The sequence below is a fragment of the Caproiciproducens sp. MSJ-32 genome, assembly GCF_018918055.1.
In the GTDB taxonomy this organism is placed as follows: Bacteria; Bacillota; Clostridia; order Clostridiales; family Clostridiaceae; genus Clostridium.
The window spans coordinates 1-4765 of record NZ_JAHLPS010000097.1; the positions used below are offsets into that span (position 1 = coordinate 1).

Consider the following 4765-nt stretch of genomic DNA (forward strand, 5'->3'; position numbering starts at 1 on the left):
TAAGCGTATAATTTTTTTGTAAAATGTTATGTTTTATCATACTAATATTTTACCATAAATCCCTTACTTCTCGAAGTTCGGGATTTATTTTTTTACATAAAAAAGGAGCTACGCACTAATCACTTAGTGCGACAGCCCCTTTTTATTATTTTAAAATATTTGATTAAAAAAATAGACAATGTTATTATCTTTATATAGTAATAAAAAGGGAGATTAATATGGCTTTCTATAGAGTAAAGCAATTTTTTTGGGGAATTATATCCCTATTTAAAAAAGTTGACTATGTTTTTATTAAGAAATATTTAAATGATGAAGAAATTGTAATGTTTAAGGAATTAAAGAAAAGTGAACAACATCATTGTATTAGGGTTTGCAAAGATTCTTTATATTATAAGAAGGAAAATTTAATTGATGTTAATGAATATAAATTAGGTAAGGCTGCTTTGTTACACGATATAGGCAAAGGGGCTTGTCATTTAAGCTTAATAGAAAAGTCTATAATAGTAATATTAGATAAGCTTACAAAAGGCAAATTAAAAAAATATCATAATATAAAACAAATAAATATATATTATAATCATCCTGAAATTGGTTATAATATGTTAAAAAATCAAAGATATTCTAAAGAAATATTAGAAGTTGTAAGATATCATCATAATAAAAGCAAAATAAAAAATAATAAACTTCTTCAAATTATTAATTATTGTGATAATAAAAATTAGTAAGGGGGGATTTTATGAAGTCCAATGAACGAAGAGAAGAGATCCTTAAATTATTAATAAATGAGAATAGTGCTATTAAAGGTAGTGAATTAGCAGAAAGATTTTCTGTAACTAGGCAGGTAATAGTAAAAGATATTGCAATTTTAAGGGCTTCTGGCAGAGATATAATAGCAACTCCTGATGGATATATGTATAATAAATCTGCAAAAAGATATAAAGCGATTATTGCAGTTAGTCATAAAGGAAATGAAACAAAGGATGAAATAGAAACTGTTATAAAATATGGTGGAATAATGGAGGATGTAATTATTGACCATCCCCTTTATGGAGAAATAAGAGCTAGTTTAATGATAAAAAACTTAAATGATTTAAATAAATTTATAAATAATTTTAATAGTAAAGGTGCAAAACCCCTTTCTAATTTAACAGATGGAGTACATTTACATACAATATCAGCTGAAACGGAAGAAGATATAAATTTAATAAAAGAGGAATTAAGGGATAAAGGTATTTTATTATAGTTTATAGGAGGCTTGATTATGGATTATGATATTTTGATATTAGGTGGTGGAATTATAGGATGTGCAGTTGCCTATGAACTATCCAAATATAATTTTAATATAGCATTAATAGAGAGAGATTATGATGTAGCTGATGATGTAGCATTTTTTAATACTGCAATAGTATATGATGGTTCAGAAACTTCAGATGATGTTATGTCTGGATTAGAGTATATAGGAAGTAATATCATGAGGGAAACCTGCGAAAGATTTAATGTTCCTTTTAAAAAAATTGGATGCTTAAGGGTTGTAAGTGATGAAAATGGAATATTAAAATTAGAAGAAATGTATGAGAGAGCTAAAAGAAGGGGAATAGAAGGGGTTTATTTACTTGACGATAAAGATATACATGATATAGAACCAAATATTAAATCAAATGTAAAAAGAGGCTTATACTCAGAAAATGTCGCAATTGTTGCTCCATTTGATTTAGCAATTGCTTATGCAGAGGTTGCTTCAGATAATGGAGTGAATTTTAGACTAGAAGAAGAAGTATTAAATATACAGGAATTAGCCAGGGGATTTAGAGTAACAACTAATAAAAATAAATTTAATTGTAAGGTAGTTATAAATACAATTCCTCATGAAATTTTTATACAAGAAAATGGGAAAGTTCAGGAACAGGAACTTGAAGATAAGCAAGAAAAATCTAAAAATATGAGTTATCTTTTAGTTGATGATAATTACCAAAATAAATTGAATAAAATTGTAATAGAAACCTTCGATAAAGATTCCTTTGTAATAAGTGCTCCAATGACTACATCAGGCTCATTAATAGGAATAAAAACAACTAAAAAGTCTACTTTAGAAGAAAGTTTGGAATATGCCAATAGAGTTATTTCAAATTTAACTATAAAAAATATAAATAATATTTTTAAGGAAAGTTATAATAAAGACTCTATGCTAATTGATGATAGTGAAATTGATAGAGGCTATATTAGAATAACAGGAACGCATTATGGGAAAATAACTATAGCACCTGCTATAGCAAGAATGATTTGTGATACAATATCAAATAATTTAAATTGTACATTAAACAAGAATTTCATAGATAAAAGAAGGGAAATATATAAGTTTAGAGAACTTGGAAAAAAAGAAGCTAATGAAATAATAGCTTTGGACAGCAGATATGGAAAAATTATATGTGTATGTAATCATATATCAGAAGGTGAGATTGTAGATTGTATAAGAAGACCTCTTGGAGCAAGAACTGTAGAAGGAGTAAAGAGAAGAACGGGAGCTGGTTTTGGAAGCTGTCAAGGCTCTCATTGCTATCAAAAAATTGTAAATATATTAGCTAGAGAATTAGATAAGAATATAACTGAAATTGTTGATGATTCTAAAAATTCCAAAGTTTTAAAAAGTAGAATAAAGGAGTTTAAAGATGTCTAATAATATAATTAAAAAGGATATTTTTACATCTATAGTAAGAGTAAAAGGAAGTTCAAATCATAAGGTTATTCCAGTAAAAAGTACTAAGGAACTTGAGGTAAGTCTTTGGAAGGAATTTTCAAAAGTTATATCTAGAATATATGTAAGCCTTCCGATAAGAGTTGGGGATATAATATGTAAAAATGTATTGAATACTGGAATAGATATAGTATGTACAAAAGATATATTAGATGAATAAATAAGTAAAAAAGGATAATAATAAAAGATAATATAGTAATTATTGACATAAGATTAAAATTATAATATATTAAAATTAATAATTTTATAGTAAACTGTTGAAGAGACTAGTAGTAACATTAATTATTTAAAGAGAGTCATTGTTTGGTGTAAAATGATAATAATTATGTTATGAATCCACCTCGGAGGGACTGTGATGAGCAGTACGGTTTAAACCGTTATATTTAAATGAGTGAATAATATATTTTTATATTATTAATTAGGGTGGCAACGCGGAATCTTTCGTCCCTTCTTGGGAAGAAGGTTCTTTTTTTATTGTAAATAAATTAGAGAGAGGAGAAAGTAAGATGTTAGATTTAAAAAGAATAAGAACTAATCCAGATGAAATTAAAAGAGCCTTAAGAAATAGAGGAGAAGATTTTCAAGAATCAACAATAGATGAAATATTAGCATTAGATGAGGAAAGAAGAAAAATATTAGTTGAAGTAGAAAATTTAAAAAGTAAAAGAAATCAAGTTTCAGCAGAAATTCCAAAATTAAAAAAAGAAGGAAAAGATGTTCAGGGAATAATGGCTGAAATGAGAGAACTTGGAGATAGAATTAAGGAACTTGATGTTAGAGTTTCAGAAGTAGATGAGAAAATAGAATATATATTATTAAGAATACCTAATATACCAAACCCTCAAGTACCAGAGGGGAATAGCGACGAAGATAATGTTGAAATAAAGAAATGGGGAGAAGTTCCTAACTTTAATTTTGAACCAAAGGCTCACTGGGATTTAGGAACAGAATTAGATATATTAGATTTTGAAAGAGGCGGTAAGGTAGCTGGCTCAAGATTTACAATGTATAAAGGGCTAGGAGCAAGACTAGAAAGAGCAGTTATCAGCTATTTCTTAGATAAACATACTTTAGAAAATGGATATGAAGAAGTATTACCTCCATATATGGTAAATAGGGATAGTATGACTGGTACAGGTCAACTACCTAAATTTGAAGAAGATGCATTTAAAGTTGAAAATAACGGATACTTCTTAATTCCTACTGCAGAAGTTCCAGTAACTAATATGTATAGAAATGAAATATTAAAGGGAGATGAACTACCAATAAAACATGCTGCATATTCAGCTTGTTTTAGAGCAGAAGCTGGATCTGCAGGAAGAGATACTAGAGGACTTATAAGACAACATCAATTTAATAAAGTAGAATTAGTTAAGTTCTGTAAGCCTGAACAAAGTTATGAAGAGTTAGATAAACTAGTAAAAGATGCAGAATCAGTATTACAAGGACTAAAACTTCCATATAGAATAGTTAGAATATGTAAGGGGGATTTAGGTTTTACTGCTGCTTTAAAATATGATTTAGAAGTTTGGATGCCAAGTTATAATAGATATGTTGAGATATCAAGCTGTTCAAATTTTGAAGAATTCCAAGCAAGAAGAGCTAATATTAAGTATAAGGATAATCCAAAGGATAAGCCACAATTTGTTCATACATTAAATGGTTCAGGGGTTGCAGTAGGAAGAGCAGTTGCTGCAATATTAGAAAATTATCAAAGAGAAGATGGTTCTATAGAAATTCCAGAAGTACTAAGACCATATATGAACTTAGATGAAATAAGAAAGAAATAATTATATAGAGTAAATATAAAAATATAAAGGTTTCTACTAAAAATAGAAACCTTTATATTTTTGAAATTGAGAATTTTGTAGTTAACTATTATAAATTGTCAAAACTTAGTGTAAAATAATTGTAGGAAAAAATATAAAAAAGAATAGCCTCATATGTTATGATAGAAATGTTCAAATATAACATCAAAACATAGAGGAGGCTATTCACATGAATACAATTATA

5 protein-coding genes and 1 other annotated feature are annotated in these 4765 nt (G+C 27.5%); all 5 genes read left to right on the forward strand.

The genetic code is table 11. The features are described from left to right. Positions 1-218: 218 nt before the first annotated feature. The 5 genes from KQI16_RS10760 (at position 219) to serS (ending at position 4542) form a co-directional block, all read left to right on the forward strand. Positions 219-722: an HD domain-containing protein gene (locus KQI16_RS10760; protein WP_216434326.1), complete on the forward strand. Its 504-nt coding sequence runs from the start codon at positions 219-221 to the stop codon at positions 720-722. Positions 723-736: 14 nt separating this feature from the next. Beyond that, positions 737-1243, forward strand: a complete 507-nt coding sequence (locus KQI16_RS10765) for a transcription repressor NadR (RefSeq protein WP_216434328.1) — start codon at positions 737-739, stop codon at positions 1241-1243. An 18-nt stretch (positions 1244-1261) separates the two neighbouring features. Continuing rightward, the gene (locus KQI16_RS10770) at positions 1262-2674 is read left to right on the forward strand and encodes an NAD(P)/FAD-dependent oxidoreductase (RefSeq protein ID WP_216434330.1); all 1413 of its coding nucleotides are present in this window, start codon (positions 1262-1264) and stop codon (positions 2672-2674) included. Further along, positions 2667-2912 (forward strand): DUF1667 domain-containing protein, encoded by a 246-nt coding sequence (locus KQI16_RS10775; protein WP_286173075.1) that lies wholly within the window; start codon positions 2667-2669, stop codon positions 2910-2912. The genes KQI16_RS10770 and KQI16_RS10775 overlap by 8 nt, the downstream gene beginning before the upstream one ends. An 88-nt stretch (positions 2913-3000) precedes the next feature. Continuing rightward, positions 3001-3204 (forward strand) — a binding site (T-box leader). Between the two features lie 54 nt (positions 3205-3258). Beyond that, positions 3259-4542, forward strand: a complete 1284-nt coding sequence (gene serS / locus KQI16_RS10780; protein ID WP_216434332.1) for a serine--tRNA ligase — start codon at positions 3259-3261, stop codon at positions 4540-4542. The last annotated feature ends 223 nt before the right edge of the window (positions 4543-4765 follow it).